We start from the raw sequence: 14,591 nt of genomic DNA on the forward strand, positions 1-14,591 counted from the left end.
CGTAGCGGGTGCTGCAGACGTTCCGGCCAACCGGTGGCTTCCCGAGGCAGGACACCCGGCCAGCCATACTAGTCGAGTGGGCCTCTGGTTCGGAACGCTGATCGCATTGTTCTTGCTGATAGCCCCCGGATCGATCATCGCCCGAATCAGTCAGCTGAGTTGGCCCATCGCGATCGCGGTGGGCCCGGCGCTGACCTACGGCGCGGTCGCGTTGGCGATCATCCCGTTCGGCGCCGTCGGAATCCCTTGGAACGGTTGGACCGCGCTGGCCACGCTGGTCGCCGTGTGCCTGGTGATGGTCGTCCTGCAGCTGCTCCTCGGCCGCTACCGCGACACCGAGGCCGAGGCCCGCGGGATCGGCCGCTGGCCGGCGCTCATGGTGGCGGCCGGGGTGCTGCTGGGGGCGCTGCTGATCATGTGGGCGGCCTATCGCGGCCTGGCCGCGCACTGGCAGACCATCCCCAGCACCTGGGACGCCGTCTGGCACGCCAACGAGATCCGGTTCATCCTCGACACCGGGCAGGCGTCATCCACCCACATGGGTGAGCTGCGCAACGTCGAAACACATCAGACGCTGTACTACCCGTCGGTGTTCCACGCCCTGGCCGCGGTGTTCTGCCAACTGACCGGCGCCGCCCCGACCACCGGCTACACGCTGAGTTCGGTGGCCGCCTCGGTCTGGCTCTTTCCGACCAGCGCGGCGATGCTGACCTGGCGGCTGCTGCGCCCCCTGTGGGGGGAATGGCGCACCGCCGGCGCGGCCGCCACCGCCGCCGCGCTGTCGGTGTCGTTCACCGCCCTGCCCTACGTCGAGTTCGGTGTCGCCGCGATGCCCAACCTCGCGGCCTACGGGGTCGCGGTCCCGACGTTCGTGCTGATCGCCTCGACGCTGCGCCACCGCGATCGCATCCCGCTGGCGGTGCTGGCGTTCGTCGGGGTGATGTCGGTCCACCTGACCGGCGGGTTCATCGTCGTCCTGTTCCTGGTCGCCTGGTGGTTGCTCGACGTGTTGTGGCATCCGGTGCGCGGCCGGATTCCCGACGTGGTGACCCTCGCGGGAGTGACGGTGGCGACCGGACTGATCCTGCTGCCGCAGTTCATCAGCGTCCGCCAACAGGAAGACATCATCGCCGGGCACTCCTTCCTGACTCACCTCAGCAAGAAGCGCGGACTGTGGGACGCCGTCTTCCAGCACTCGCGTCATCTCAACGACTTCCCCTACCAGTACGGGCTCATGGCGCTGGCGATCTTCGGCGGCGGTTTCTTCGCCTACAAGAAGATCTGGTGGCCGCTTGCGATCTGGCTGTTGCTCGTGCTCGTCGATCTCGACGCGGGCACCCCGCTCGGCGGCCCACTCGGCGCCCTGGCCGGCGCCTTCGGCGAGTTCTTCTATAAGGACCCGCGCCGGATTTCGGCCGCGATCACCCTGCTGCTGATGCCGATGGCGGGGGTCGCCCTATTCCTGGTAGTGACGGCGGCGGTTGCGGCGGCCAAGCGGGTCGCCGACCGCCGATTCAAACCAGCCCCGGCGCCCGCCTGGACCGCGGCCACCGCGGTCCTGCTGCTGGCCACGACGGTGTTCACCGCGCGCCACTACTTCTACCGGCACTTGGTCCTGTTCGGCGACAAGTACGACTCGGTGATAATCGACCAACGCGACCTGATGGCCATGGCGTACCTCGCCACGCTGCCCGGGGCGCACACCACCGTGATCGGCAACGCCAACACCGACGGCACGGCGTGGATGTACGCCGTCGCCGACCTGCACCCGCTGTGGACCCACTACGACTACCCGCAGCAGATGGGCCCGGGGCCCAACCGATACATCTTCTGGGCCGGCGCCCGCAAGGGCGACGCCGATCCGCGGGTGGTCGAGGCGATTAAAGCGCTCAATATCAGGTACATCTACACCAGCACGCCGACGGTCCGGGGCTTCGCCGTACCCGACGGACTAGTCTCACTGGATAAATCGAAGTCGTGGGCGCTGATCTACGACAACGGTGGAGCCCGAATCTACGAATGGCGCGGAATCGGCGCGGCGCCGCACTCTTAGTCCGCAAAGGATGGTGAAGGATTGAGTACCCGCAACGACGACGATGGCATCGAGATCATCGGCGGCGTCGACCCGCGGATCACGGCGGTGGCGGAGGACGACTCCGACGAGCGCTCCCTGACCGATCTGGTTGAGCAGCCCGCCAAGGTGATGCGCATCGGGACGATGATCAAGCAACTGCTCGAGGAGGTGCGCGCCGCACCGCTCGACGAGGCCAGCCGCAACCGGCTGCGCGAAATCCACGCGACAAGCATTCGCGAACTGGAAGAGGGCCTGGCGCCGGAACTGCGCGAGGAGCTCGACCGCCTCACCCTGCCGTTCAACGAGGACACGGCGCCGTCCGACGCCGAATTGCGAATCGCCCAGGCCCAGTTGGTCGGCTGGCTGGAGGGGCTGTTCCACGGCATCCAGACCGCGCTGTTCGCCCAGCAGATGGCCGCCCGCGCGCAGCTGGAGAACATGCGCCAGGGCGCGCTGCCCCCGGGCGTCGGCAAGCCGGGCGCGTCCGGACACGGTCAGTACCTCTAAGCGAAGCACGGTGGCGGGTCCTCACATCGAGACGCACAACGCGTGGGTGGAATTCCCCATTTTCGACGCGAAGTCGCGCTCCCTGAAGAAAGCCTTCCTGGGCAAGGCGGGCGGCACCATCGGCCGCAACAGTTCCAACGTCGTCGTCGTCGAGGCGCTGCGCGACATCACCATGTCGCTGGAGCTGGGCGACCGCGTCGGCCTGGTCGGCCACAACGGCGCGGGCAAATCGACTCTGCTGCGGCTACTTTCGGGCATCTACGAGCCCACCCGCGGCTGGGCGAAGGTCACCGGCCGGGTCGCGCCCATCTTCGATCTGGGCGTCGGCATGGATCCCGAGATCTCCGGCTACGAGAACATCATCATCCGCGGCCTGTTCCTGGGGCAGACCCGCAAGCAGATGATGGCCAAGGTGGACGAGATCGCCGAGTTCACCGAACTGGGTGACTACCTGTCGATGCCGCTGCGCACGTATTCCACCGGGATGCGCGTGCGGCTGGCCATGGGGGTGGTCACCAGCATCGACCCCGAAATCCTGTTGCTCGACGAGGGTTTGGGCGCGGTCGACGCCGACTTCATGAAGAAGGCCCAGTCCAGGCTGCAGAGCCTGGTGGAGCGGTCCGGAATCCTGGTGTTCGCCAGCCACTCCAACGAATTCCTCGCCCGGCTGTGCAAGACGGCGATGTGGATCGACCACGGCGTGATCCGGATGTCCGGCGGCATCGAAGACGTGGTGCGCGCGTACGAGGGCGAGGACGCGGCCCGGCACGTGCGCGAGGTGCTCGCCGAGACGGCCGCAGACAATCCGCTGGCACAAAGAGCATCCGGGGATGAGTGACTCCATCGTCGCCGTCGTCGTCACCCACCGGCGCCCCGACGAGCTGGCCAAATCGCTGGGCACCCTGAGCAGCCAGACCCGGCTACCCGACCATCTCATCGTCGTCGACAACGACGGGTGCGGCGACGGCCGGGTCCGCGGCCTGGTGGCCGGCCAGCCGATCCCGACCACCTACCTGCCCTCTCGCCGAAACCTCGGCGGCGCAGGCGGTTTCGCGTTGGGCATGCTGCACGCGCTGGCGCAGGGAGCCGACTGGGTGTGGCTGGCCGACGACGACGGGCGACCACAGGACTCGCACGTGCTGGCCACCCTGCTGGCGTGCGCCGAAAAGCACGCCCTGGCCGAGGTGTCGCCCATGGTGTGCAACTCCGACGAGCCGGAGCGGCTGGCCTTTCCGCTGCGCCGCGGATTGGTATGGCGCAGGCGGGCAAGCGAATTGCGCACCGAGGCCGGGCAGGACCTGCTGCCCGGGATCGCGTCGCTGTTCAACGGCGCGTTGTTCCGGGCCTCCACGCTCGAGGCGATCGGCGTCCCCGACCTGCGCCTGTTCATCCGCGGCGACGAAGTCGAGATGCATCGGCGGCTGGTGCGGTCGGGCCTGCCGTTCGGCACGTGCCTGGACGCGGTCTACCTGCACCCCTGCGGCTCGGCGGAATTCCGGCCGATCCTGGGCGGCCGCATGCACACCCAATACCCCGACGACCCCACCAAGCGGTTCTACACCTACCGCAACCGCGGCTACCTGCTGTCGCAGCCCGGCCTGCGCAAGCTGCAGCTTCAGGAGTGGGTTCGGTTCGGTTGGTACTTCGTGGTGACCCGCCGCGATCCGAAGGGCCTGGCCGAGTGGATTCGCTTGCGGCGCTTGGGCCGTCGCGAACAGTTCGGTAAACCTGGAGGATCGCGATGACGTTTCTGGACGCGGCCGCACAGTCGCGGACCTTCACCCGCGCCCGCGGCGACCTGATCGCCGGCTTCCGCAGGCACGAGCTGTGGCTGCACCTGGGCTGGCAGGACATCAAACAGCGCTACCGCCGCTCGGTGCTTGGCCCGTTCTGGATCACCATCGCGACCGGCACCACCGCCGTCGCGATGGGCGGCCTGTACTCCAAGCTGTTTCACCTCGAGCTCGCCGTGCACCTGCCCTACGTCACGCTGGGCCTGATCGTCTGGAACCTGATCAACGCGGCCATCCTGGAGGGCGCCGACGTCTTCGTCGCCAACGAGGGACTGATCAAGCAACTCCCCACCCCGCTGTCCGTCCACGTCTACCGGCTGGTGTGGCGGCAGATGATCTTGTTCGCGCACAACATCGTCATCTACGCCGTGATCGCGATCATCTATCCCAAGCCGTGGTCGTGGGCGGATCTGTCCGTCATCCCGGCGCTGGGGCTGATCGTGCTCAATTGCATTTGGGTGTCACTGTGTTTCGGCATCCTGGCCACCCGCTACCGGGACATCGGTCCGCTGCTGTTCTCGGTCGTGCAGTTGCTGTTCTTCATGACGCCGATCATCTGGAACGACGACACGTTGCGGCAGCAGGGCGCCGGACGTTGGTCGCGCATCGTCGAACTCAACCCGCTGCTGCACTATCTCGACATCGTCCGCGCCCCGCTGCTGGGCGCCCACCAGGAGCTGCGGCACTGGGCCGTGGTGGCGGCGCTGACCGCCGTCGGCTGGTTGCTCGCGGCGTTCGCGATGCGGCAATACCGCGCCCGGGTCCCGTACTGGGTCTAGCGCTCACATGAGCGGGGGTGGCATGTTCAGCCAGTCCAGCGAATCGCCGATCTGCCCCTTGTATTGCGGGCAGTAGGCGGACACGGAAAGGCCGACGAAGAATCCGGCCTGTTTGGGCGTCAAAGTGGTGCCCTTCATCGCCTTCATCGCGAGCAGGCCCGGCGCCTGGTTGTTGTCCAGCCCGGCGCAGACCGAGCGGGCCATCGAGATCGCAGTGTCGGGGTCGTTCATGACGATTCCGTTGTCCGCCAGGGCGCCCAGGAAGGCGTCGTCGGACGGGTCGGCGGCCGCCGGGGCCGCGGCCACCAGCGCGACGACGGCCAGCGTGGCCGCGGCGATCGTCGACCTCGTTCCGGCACCGACGTTCATATCCACCACGATAGGCCGCGGTCACCCTCCAAGAATTCGTTGAGAATCCCGCAAGGGCGGCGCCGGACGCTGAACGCCATGCATAACACCGTTTTCGCCGATGGATCGCGGGTGGCGACGATCCACCGCGCGGACGCGCCGCTGGGCCGCACCGCCAGGTTCCACCTGCGCAGGCTGTTCGACAACCTGCCCTGCTGCCACCGCTCGTGGGCCAACCAAGGCAAGCGCTTCTTCCTGCACGGCTACGAGCGGGCCTTCGACATCGAGTTCGCCTGCGCCGAAACCGAAGCCGGCACCGACGCGGTGATCGACGAGGGCACTCTGGACGAGGTCAAGGCCGCGCTGCGGGGTCAGTTCGACCACACCACGCTGATCGCCGTCGATGATCCGCAACGCGACCTGTTCGAGTTGCTCGCCGAGCGTGGCGTCATCGACCTGCGGATCATGGACGACACCGGGATGGCCGGCACGGCCGCCTGGACGTTCGAGACGGTGGAAAGCATCGTGGCGCGGGCGACCGGTGGGCGCGTCTGGGTGTCCCGGATCAAGGCGCGGGAGAGCCGCAACAACGTCGTCACCCTCACGGCGGGACCCGTTTAGACGAAACACGACGTTCGCAATGCCGATGCGAGACGATGCGTTCGTGAGCGACGCCTCGGCAATCGGCTGCGTTGGGACGTTGACCGTGGCGACCCGCGGCGACCGCGGCGCCGGCGAGGTGCTGGTGACCGTGCGGGGCGCCAAGGAGGCCTTCCTGGCGTGGTCCGACGATCCGCTGCCCAAGGGCGCTCAGGTGCTGGTGGTGGATGTCAGGGGGGCCCGGACGGTGGTCGTCGAACCCTGGCACGGCCTCGCCTGATCTGAAGTGACGACCCGGATCGCCCGGGATACAACAGCGAAACCCGAAAGGAGTTCCCATGCTCGGTTACAAGGTGCCCGCCCCCGACGAGGCGATGCTGGTCTCGGGCGGCCGAAGCAAGAGCAACGCCCCGTTCCGCGTCGTGACCGGCCACGGCGCGTTCATCATGCCGTTCTTCCGCAAGGCGCGCTTTCTCACGCTGGCGATGTGTGAGGCCGAGGTCGCCGAGAAATGCGTGACGCAGCAGGGCATCACGCTCAACGTCCGTGCGGTGATCGCCTTCAAGGTCGGCAACGACACCGAAAGCATCATCAGCGCGGCGCAGCGGTTCCTGTCCGAACAGGATCAGATGTCCGTGCTGACCGGGCGCATCTTCGCCGGCCACCTGCGGTCGATCATCGGGTCGATGACCGTCGAGCAGATCATCCGGGAGCGCCAGAAGCTGGCGACCGAGGTCCTCGACGGCTCCAAGGAGGAGATGGCCCGGATCGGTCTGACGGTCGACGCGCTGCAGATCCAGTCCATCGACGACGACGGGCTCGGCTACATCAACGCGATGTCGGCGCCGCACAACGCGGCCATCCAGCAGCAAGCCCAGATCGCCCAGGCACAGGCCAATCAGGCGGCCGCCGAAGCCGAGCAGGAGTCGCAGCGCAAGCAGGCGGAGTTCGCCCGCGAGACCGCGATCGTCAAGGCGCAATACAAGGCCGAGGTCGACAAGGCGCAGGCGGAGGCGGCCCAGGCGGGCCCGTTGGCCGAGGCCGAGGCCCAGCGCGAGGTGCTGCAGATGCGCACCGAGCTGGCCCAGCGCGCCGCCGAGCTGCGCCAGCAGGAGCTCGTCGCCGAGGTGGTCAAGCCCGCCGAGGCGGAGGCCGAACGCGTGCGGATCCTGGCGGTGGCCGACGCGGAGAAGATGAAGATTCAGGCGGAGGCGGCGGCCTCGCACAACCGGGTCGCCCTGGACAAGGCGCTGATCGATCAGCTGCCCGAGATCGTGGAGAAGGCGGCCCGGGGACTGGCCAACGCCAACGTGACCGTGCTGAACGGCGCCGAGGGACTCACCGAGGTGGCCAGCGGACTGGTCGCCCAGGGCAGGGCGATCTTCGACGCGCTGCGGGGGACCGTCGACTACTACGACGACGAGACCGCCGCGCCGCCGCTCACCACCAACTCGGAATCCGGCTCGACCAGCCACTAAGTAAAACTTGCCGCTTGTTCAATATAGTGGCGGGCGCCCCGTCGTGGTGCGACACTGGAACGCCACGTGAGCAAACTGGGCGAAAGGTCCGACTTGAGCAAGAAGGCGCAATCAGCTGCGGACGCGGCGCGGGAGAACTTGGCCGCGGAGCTGGAGCGGCTGCGGCAGCGGCGGGACCGCCTCGAGGTCGAGGTGCGCAACGACCGCGGCATGGTGGGCGATCACGGCGACGCCGCCGAGGCGATCCAGCGCGCCGAGGAGCTGGTGGGGCTCAGCGACCGGATCAACGAGCTGGACCGCAGGCTGCGCACCGGGCCGTCGGAGGACGACGCGTCCGAGACGCTGCCCGGCGGCACCGAGGTGACGCTGCGGTTCTCCGACGGTGAAGTGGTCACCATGCACGTGATCTCCATCGTGGAGGAGACGCCGGTGGGCCGGGAAGGCGAGACTCTGACCGCGCGCAGCCCCCTGGCCCAGGCGTTGGCCGGACACAAGGCGGGCGACACGGTGACCTACTCCACGCCGCAGGGCGAGGATCAGGTCGAGCTGATAGCGGTCAAGCTGCCCCGCTAAAGCGTCCCGTAGCGTCGCGGGCGCGGCCCGCCGGCCCCGTTAGACTCCCCCCAATGGTTGCCCCGCTGCCCGATGCCGCGCCGCCCAGCCCGCAGTTGAGCCTGACGACACAGGTGATGCGTTTCGTCGTCACCGGCGGCCTGGCGGGGATCGTGGACTTCGGCCTGTACCTGGCCCTGTACAAGGCGGTCGGCGTGCAGGTCGACCTCGCCAAGGCCACCAGCTTCGTCGTCGGCACCATCACCGCCTACCTGATCAACCGCCGGTGGACGTTCCAGGCGGCGCCCAGCACCGCCCGATTCGTCGCGGTCATGGTCCTCTACGGCGTCACCTTCGCCGTGCAGGTCGGGCTCAACCACCTGTGCCTGGCGCTTTTGCACTACCGCGGGTGGGCGATCCCCGTCGCGTTCGTGATCGCGCAGGGCACCGCGACGGTCATCAACTTCATCGTGCAGCGAGCCGTTATCTTCCGCATCCGCTGAGCCACTTGCGCAAGCGGTACCCTCTTTGACGATGTTGAGCACCGACGTTCCGACCACCACCACCCGGCTCACGGGCTTTGGCCGCACCGCGCCGTCGGTGGCCGAGGTGCTTTCGACCCGCGATCCCGAGGTGATCGCCAAAGCGGTCGCCCGGGTGGCGGAGTCCGGCGGCCCGAACGGGCGTGGCGTGATCGCGCGCGGCCTGGGCCGGTCCTACGGCGACAACGCCCAAAACGGCGGCGGCCTGGTGATCGACATGACCGCGCTCAACCGCATCCACTCGATCAGCGCCGACACCCGGCTGGTCGACGTCGACGCCGGCGTCAGCCTGGACCAGCTGATGAAGGCGGCACTGCCGTTCGGGCTGTGGGTGCCGGTGCTGCCGGGCACGCGCCAGGTCACCGTCGGCGGCGCGATCGCCTGCGACATCCACGGCAAGAACCATCACAGCGCGGGCAGCTTCGGCAACCACGTGCGCTCGATGGACCTGCTGATGGCCGACGGCACCATCCGCACCCTCACCCCCGACGCGCCGGACGCTTCAGACGCCGAACTGTTCTGGGTCACCGTCGGCGGCAACGGCCTGACCGGGATCGTGCTGCGCGCGACCATCGAGATGACGCCGACGGAAACGGCGTACTTCATCGCCGACGGCGTCGCCACCAGGGACCTCGACGAGACGGTCGCCGTTCACCTCGACGGCAGCGAGGCCAACTACACCTATTCCAGCGCCTGGTTCGACTTGATCAGCCCGCCGCCCAAACTCGGCCGGGCCGCGGTCAGCCGCGGCAGCCTGGCCAAGCTGGACCAGCTGCCGAAGAAGCTGGCCAAGAATCCGCTGAAATTTGATGCGCCCCAGCTGTTGACGGTGCCGAACATATTTCCGGTCAGCGCGATGAACAAGCTGTCGTTCATGGCCATCGGCGAGGTGTACTACCGGTTGGGCGGAACCTATACCGGCAAGATCATGAACCTGTCGCAGTTCTACCACATGCTCGACCTGGTCAGCGGCTGGAACAATGCTTACGGCCCAATGGGTTTCGCGCAGCACCAGTTCCTGGTCCCGCCGGACGCGATGGACGAGTTCAAGGCCATCATCCGCTGGATCCAGACCCGCGGACATTACTCGGCGCTGAACGTGTTCAAACTCTTCGGCCCGGGCAACCGCGCGCCGCTGAGTTTCCCGATGGCCGGGTGGAACGTCGCGATGGACTTCCCCAACAAGCCGGGAATCAACGAGTTCCTCAACGAGCTCGACCGGCGCGTGCTGGAATTCGGCGGCCGGGTGTACACCGCCAAGGATTCCCGCGCGAGCGCCGAGACCTTCCACGCCATGTACCCGCGCATCGACGAGTGGATCGCGGTGCGCCGCAAGGTGGATCCCGCCGGGGTGTTCGCCTCCGACATGGCCCGACGTTTGGAGCTGTTGTAAATGGTGCTGGACGCCGTGGGAAATCCGCAAACCATCCTGTTGCTCGGCGGTACCTCCGAGATCGGGCTGGCCATCTGCGAGCGCTATCTGCAGAACGCACACGCCCGTATCGTGTTGGCCGCCATGCCCGACGACCCGGGCCGCGACGCCGCCGCCGCCCAGATGCAGGCGGCTGGTGCGCGGTCGGTGGAGCTGATCGACTTCGAGGCCACCGACGCCGACAGCCATCCCAAGACGATCGAGGCGGCCTTCGCCCACGGTGACGTCGACGTCGCCATCGTCGCGTTCGGCATCCTCGGGGACGCCGAGGAGCTGTGGCAGGACCAGCGCAAAGCGGTCCTGGCCGCCGAAATCAATTACACCGCAGCGGTTTCGGTGGGCGTGTTGCTGGGCGAGAAGATGCGCGCCCAGGGCTTCGGCCAGATCATCGCGATGAGCTCGGCCGCCGGGGAACGGGTGCGGCGATCCAACTTCGTCTACGGCTCCACCAAGGCGGGACTGGACGGGTTTTACCTTGGACTCGGAGAAGCCCTGCGCGAGTACGGGGTTCGCGTGCTGGTGATCCGTCCGGGTCAGGTCCGCACGCGGATGAGCGCGCACGTCAAGGAAGCCCCACTGACGGTGGACAAGGAGTATGTCGCCAACCTCGCGGTGACCGCGGCCGCAAAAGGTAAGGAATTGGTTTGGGCGCCAGCAGCATTCCGTTACGTGATGATGGTGTTGCGACACATCCCGCGGAGCGTCTTCCGCAAGCTGCCAATCTGATCATGCGTAACGCGCTGGCCACCCTCGGCCAGATGGCTGTGGCGGCCGCGGTAGCCGTCGTCGTCGCGGTGGTCTCGCTGGTCGCCATTTCTCGCGTTCAGTGGCCGGCCTTTCCGTCGTCGAATCAGCTGCACGCCCTGACCACCGTGGGCCAGGTCGGCTGCCTGGCCGGCCTGGTCACCGTCGGCTGGGCGTCGCGACGTTGGCGGTGGCCGGCTCGGCTGGGCGGGCTGGTGTTCGTGTCCGCGTTCACCGTCGTGACGCTGGGCATGCCGCTGGGGGCGACCAAGCTGTACCTGTTCGGCATCTCCGTCGACCAGCAGTTCCGCACGGAGTACCTGACCCGGCTCGCCGACAGTCCCGCCCTGCGCGACATGACGTACCTCGGGCTGCCGCCGTTCTACCCGCCCGGTTGGTTCTGGATCGGCGGGCGGGCCGCGGCGCTGAGCGGGACGCCGGCGTGGGAGATCTACAAGCCGTGGGCGGTCACCTCGATCACCATCGCGGTCGCCGTCGCGCTGGTGCTGTGGTGGCGGATGGTCCGGTTCGAGTACGCGCTGATCGTCACGACCGCGACGGCGGCGGCGACGCTCGCCTACGGCTCGCCCGAGCCGTACGCGGCGATGATCACCGTGCTGCTGCCGCCGGTGTTGGTGTTGACGTGGTCGGGCCTGCGCGGCGGCGCCCGCGGCGAGGAGGCGCCGGCTGGCCGAACAGCCGACGACGAGCGTGAAGTTAACAGCACACTCGAGGCCGAGCGTGAAACTAGCTTCACACTCGCAGGCGAAGAGGAGCCGCGACCGCACGCAAGCGGCTGGGCCGCCGTCATCGCCGCCGGGCTCTTCCTCGGGTTCACCGCCACCTGGTACACGCTGCTGTTCGGTTTCAGCGCCTTCACGTTCGCGGTGATGGGCCTCGCCCTGGCCGGGTCACGCTGGCGGCACGGAGGGTTCCGGGCGGCGCTCGACCCGCTGCGGCGGCTGGCAATCATCGCCGTCATCGCCGCCGCCATCGGCTGCACCACCTGGCTGCCGTTCCTGTTGCGGGCGGTCCGCAGCCCGATCAGCAACTCCGGCAGCGCCGCGCACTACCTGCCGGCCGACGGCGCCGTGCTGACCTTCCCGATGCTGCAGTTCTCCCTGCTGGGCGCGGTCTGTCTGCTGGGCGCGCTGTGGCTGGTGGTGCGGGCCCGGTCGTCGGTGCGGGCCGGCGCCCTGGCCATCGGCGTGCTGGCCATCTACCTGTGGTCGCTGCTGTCGATGCTGACCACGCTGGCGCGCACCACGCTGCTGTCGTTCCGGCTGCAACCCACCCTGACCGTGCTGCTGGTCGCCGCCGGGGCGTTCGGCTTCGTCGAGGCGGTGCGCGCGCTGTCCGCGCGGGGCCGGGCCTGGGAAAGGGCGACGCCGCCCCTCGCCGGCGCCGTCGGCCTGGCCGCCGCGATCGCGTTCAGCCAAGACATCCCCGACGTGCTGCGTCCGGACCTCACCGTCGCCTACACCGACACCGACGGCAACGGCCAGCGCGGCGACCGGCGACCGCCCAGCTCGGAGAAGTTCTACCCCGACATCGACCACGCCATCGTGACCGTGACCGGCCGACCCCGCGACCAGACCGTCGTCATGACCGCCGACTACAGCTTCCTGTCCTTCTATCCCTACTGGGGATTCCAGGGATTGACGTCGCACTACGCCAACCCGCTGGCACAGTTCGAGCTGCGGGCCGCCCAGATCAACAAGTGGTCCAAACTCAAGTCCGCCGACGAGCTGCTGCACGCGCTGGACAGCTGTCCCTGGCCGCCGCCCACGGTGTTCTTGATGCGCCGCGGCGCCAACGGCAATTACACGCTGCGGCTCGCCGAGGACGTGTATCCCAACCAGCCCAACGTCCGTCGCTACACCGTCGACCTGCGGGCCGCGCTTTTCGACAGCCCGCAGTTCGTCGTCCACAGCGCCGGCCCGTTCGTGCTGGCCATCCGCAAGCCGGAGCCGGGCCGCCGATGAGCACCGACACCGGGCCGCCGAGCATCGAAGAACTAGCATCTACCACCGTGACCGACACGGGAGCGAACCACCGGATCGCTCGGTGGGTTGCTATCGTCGCCGGGCTGCTCGGGGCTTTGCTGGCCATCGCCACCCCCCTGCTGCCGGTCAAACAGACCACCGCCCAGCTCAACTGGCCGCAGAACGGCACCTTCGAAAGCGTCGACGCCCCCCTGATCGGTTATGTGGCCACCGACTTGAACATCACCGTGCCGTGCCAGGCCGCGGCCGGGCTGACCGGACCGCAGAACGCCGGCAAGACGGTGCTGTTGTCCACCGTGCCCAAGCAGGCCCCCAAGGCTGTCGACCGCGGACTGCTCATCCAGCGCGCCAACGACTACCTGGTGGTGGTGGTGCGCAACGTCGCGGTGGTGACCGCGCCGCTGAGCCAGGTGCTCAGCCCGGCCTGCCAGCGGCTGACCTTCACCGCGCACGCCGAGAAGGTCACCGCCGAATTCGTCGGGCTGACTCAGGGACCCAACGCCGAGCACCCCGGCTCGCCGCTGCGCGGGGAGAAGAGCGGCTATGACTTCCGGCCCCAGATCGTCGGCGTCTTCACCGACCTGAGCGGGCCGACGCCGCCGGGGCTGAGCTTCTCGGCGACCGTCGATACCCGCTACAGCAGCAGCCCCACCGAGCTGAAGATGGCGGCGATGATCCTCGGGGTCGTGTTGACGGCCGCCGCCCTGGCCGCGTTGCACCGGCTCGACACCGCGGACGGCACCCGGCACCGCCGATTCCTGCCGTCGCGCTGGTGGTCGATCGGCGGGCTCGACGCCCTGGTCATCGCCGTGCTGGTGTCGTGGCAGTTCGTCGGCGCCAACACCTCCGACGACGGCTACATCTTGACCATGGCCCGGGTATCCGAGCATGCGGGCTACATGGCCAACTATTACCGCTGGTTCGGCACGCCGGAGGCGCCCTTCGGCTGGTACTACGACCTGCTGGCGGTGTGGGCCCACGTCAGCACCGCCAGCATTTGGATGCGGTTGCCCACCCTGGCCATGGCGCTCACGTGCTGGTGGGTGATCAGCCGTGAGGTGATGCCCCGCCTGGGGCACGCCGTCAAACAGAACCGCGCGGCGGCGTGGACCGCGGCCGGCATGTTCCTGGCCGTGTGGCTGCCGCTCAACAACGGGCTGCGCCCCGAGCCGATCATCGCGCTGGGCATCCTGCTCACCTGGTGCTCGGTGGAACGCGCGGTGGCCACCAGCCGGCTGCTGCCGGTGGCGGTCGCCTGCATCATCGGCGCGCTGACGCTGTTCTCCGGGCCGACCGGCATCGCGTCGATCGGTGCCCTGCTGGTCGCCATCGGGCCGTTGCGGACCATCCTGCACCGCAGGTCCAAACGCTTCGGCGCGCTGCCGCTGGTGGCTCCCCTGTTCGCGGCCGTCACCGTCACCGCGATCCTGATCTTCCGCGACCAAACGCTGGCGGGCGAGATCCAGGCCAGCATGCTCAAGCGGGCCGTCGGCCCGAGCCTGAGCTGGTTCGACGAACACATCCGCTACGAGCGGCTGTTCATGGCCAGCCCCGACGGCTCGGTCCGGCGGCCGTGCCCGGAATTCGGCCCTTGCGCAACGACATTGCGACCGTGATCGCGAGCGCCAGGACCAGGGCCAGCACGGCGAAGCGGCGGGCGACCGAGCCGTCGGGGCTGGCCATGAACAGCCGCTCGTAGCGGATGTGTTCGTCGAACCAGCTCAGGCTCGTTGTGA

15 protein-coding genes and 1 pseudogene are annotated in these 14,591 nt (G+C 68.3%); 14 read left to right on the top strand and 2 right to left on the bottom strand.

What is annotated here, in order from left to right; genetic code table 11:
* Window positions 1-76 precede the first annotated feature (76 nt).
* Genes A5681_RS00705 through A5681_RS00725 form a run of 5 tightly spaced genes read left to right on the top strand, consistent with a single transcriptional unit; the run spans window position 77 to window position 5,153 of the window.
* The gene (locus A5681_RS00705) at window positions 77-2,053 is read left to right on the top strand and encodes a DUF6541 family protein (protein WP_067268664.1); all 1,977 of its coding nucleotides are present in this window, start codon (window positions 77-79) and stop codon (window positions 2,051-2,053) included.
* Between the two features lie 21 nt (window positions 2,054-2,074).
* A complete protein-coding gene (locus tag A5681_RS00710) occupies window positions 2,075-2,581 on the top strand; it encodes a bacterial proteasome activator family protein (protein ID WP_067268667.1) in 507 nt (168 codons plus the stop codon).
* A gap of 10 nt (window positions 2,582-2,591) precedes the next feature.
* Complete coding sequence (locus A5681_RS00715) at window positions 2,592-3,419, top strand: ABC transporter ATP-binding protein (RefSeq protein WP_067268672.1); 828 nt, start codon at window positions 2,592-2,594, stop codon at window positions 3,417-3,419.
* The gene (locus tag A5681_RS00720; RefSeq protein ID WP_067268674.1) at window positions 3,412-4,326 is read left to right on the top strand and encodes a glycosyltransferase; all 915 of its coding nucleotides are present in this window, start codon (window positions 3,412-3,414) and stop codon (window positions 4,324-4,326) included. Before A5681_RS00715 ends, A5681_RS00720 begins: the two co-directional genes overlap by 8 nt.
* Entirely contained in the window at window positions 4,323-5,153 is an 831-nt protein-coding gene (locus A5681_RS00725; RefSeq protein ID WP_067268676.1) for an ABC transporter permease, read from the top strand. The genes A5681_RS00720 and A5681_RS00725 overlap by 4 nt, the downstream gene beginning before the upstream one ends.
* Window positions 5,154-5,156: 3 nt before the next feature.
* On the opposite strand, the gene A5681_RS00730 is transcribed toward A5681_RS00725, so the two are convergent.
* Window positions 5,157-5,522 carry a DUF732 domain-containing protein gene (locus A5681_RS00730; protein WP_067268679.1) on the bottom strand — a complete coding sequence of 122 codons (366 nt, stop codon included), beginning with the start codon at window positions 5,520-5,522 and terminating at the stop codon, window positions 5,157-5,159.
* Between the two features lie 78 nt (window positions 5,523-5,600).
* Here A5681_RS00730 and A5681_RS00735 point away from each other — a divergent pair, with 78 nt between their 5' ends.
* The 9 genes and pseudogenes from A5681_RS00735 to A5681_RS00775 all read left to right on the top strand — a co-directional run.
* A complete protein-coding gene (locus A5681_RS00735; protein ID WP_067268681.1) occupies window positions 5,601-6,122 on the top strand; it encodes a 6-carboxytetrahydropterin synthase in 522 nt (173 codons plus the stop codon).
* Window positions 6,123-6,165: 43 nt separating this feature from the next.
* Complete coding sequence (locus A5681_RS00740; protein ID WP_082968147.1) at window positions 6,166-6,381, top strand: hypothetical protein; 216 nt, start codon at window positions 6,166-6,168, stop codon at window positions 6,379-6,381.
* A gap of 58 nt (window positions 6,382-6,439) precedes the next feature.
* A complete protein-coding gene (locus tag A5681_RS00745) occupies window positions 6,440-7,579 on the top strand; it encodes an SPFH domain-containing protein (RefSeq protein ID WP_067268683.1) in 1,140 nt (379 codons plus the stop codon).
* A gap of 93 nt (window positions 7,580-7,672) precedes the next feature.
* A complete protein-coding gene (locus A5681_RS00750; RefSeq protein ID WP_067268691.1) occupies window positions 7,673-8,152 on the top strand; it encodes a GreA/GreB family elongation factor in 480 nt (159 codons plus the stop codon).
* A 116-nt stretch (window positions 8,153-8,268) separates the two neighbouring features.
* On the top strand, window positions 8,269-8,634 hold the full coding sequence (locus A5681_RS00755) for a GtrA family protein (protein ID WP_156737786.1): 366 nt from the start codon (window positions 8,269-8,271) through the stop codon (window positions 8,632-8,634).
* Window positions 8,635-8,665: 31 nt separating this feature from the next.
* A complete protein-coding gene (locus A5681_RS00760) occupies window positions 8,666-10,066 on the top strand; it encodes an FAD-binding oxidoreductase (protein WP_067268685.1) in 1,401 nt (466 codons plus the stop codon).
* Window positions 10,067-10,831, top strand: coding sequence for a decaprenylphospho-beta-D-erythro-pentofuranosid-2-ulose 2-reductase (locus A5681_RS00765; RefSeq protein WP_067268686.1), 765 nt, complete (start codon window positions 10,067-10,069; stop codon window positions 10,829-10,831). It begins immediately after the preceding gene.
* A 2-nt stretch (window positions 10,832-10,833) separates the two neighbouring features.
* The gene (locus A5681_RS00770; protein WP_067268687.1) at window positions 10,834-12,834 is read left to right on the top strand and encodes a galactan 5-O-arabinofuranosyltransferase; all 2,001 of its coding nucleotides are present in this window, start codon (window positions 10,834-10,836) and stop codon (window positions 12,832-12,834) included.
* Window positions 12,831-14,426: pseudogene (locus A5681_RS00775) on the top strand (arabinosyltransferase domain-containing protein); the annotation flags it as partial. The gene A5681_RS00770 and the pseudogene A5681_RS00775, both read left to right, overlap by 4 nt.
* Here A5681_RS00775 and A5681_RS26220 read toward each other — a convergent pair.
* Window positions 14,395-14,538: an arabinosyltransferase domain-containing protein gene (locus A5681_RS26220; RefSeq protein ID WP_419866284.1), complete on the bottom strand. Its 144-nt coding sequence runs from the start codon at window positions 14,536-14,538 to the stop codon at window positions 14,395-14,397. The pseudogene A5681_RS00775 and the gene A5681_RS26220 overlap by 32 nt on opposite strands.
* Between the last annotated feature and the right edge of the window lie 53 nt (window positions 14,539-14,591).

Origin of the sequence: Mycobacterium scrofulaceum, from assembly GCF_001667885.1 — a bacterium.
In the GTDB taxonomy this organism is placed as follows: Bacteria; Actinomycetota; Actinomycetes; order Mycobacteriales; family Mycobacteriaceae; genus Mycobacterium; species Mycobacterium scrofulaceum_C.